At 50.1% G+C, this 339-nt stretch carries 1 pseudogene; it reads right to left on the bottom strand.

From position 1 onward, the window contains the following. Positions 1 to 339: pseudogene (locus tag AB4496_RS28075) on the bottom strand (DNA repair protein); the annotation flags it as partial.

A 339-nucleotide genomic window follows, 5' to 3' on the forward strand; every position in this document is an offset into this window, starting at 1 on the left:
GCTTTGCTGTATTGAAAGCTCTCTTTTTGCAGATCATTAGTGGCGTAAGAGGGCAAAGGTTTGGGAGGAAGTGGGCGCGAGCCAAACGGCGCAGGCTCTCCCATGACGGTGAGGTGACCGGCTTCCTTTGAGGGTAGCGATTGGGTTGATGGCAAGGCGATGGTGCGTTGCGCTTCTTGATGTTGGCGTAATTCCTCGCGTAAGATCTCGTTCTCTTTCTTCATTTGCGAAATCGTATTTTCGTTGCTCGTCATCAAACGATCGACGTCTCGATTGAGGTTTTCCATCTTCTCTTTGACGTCTTCAATGTCTTGACCTTGTAAGGTCAAGGCTGAGCGG

Origin of the sequence: Vibrio sp. 10N.222.46.A1, from assembly GCF_041473595.1 — a bacterium.
Classification (GTDB): Bacteria; Pseudomonadota; Gammaproteobacteria; order Enterobacterales; family Vibrionaceae; genus Vibrio; species Vibrio tasmaniensis_A.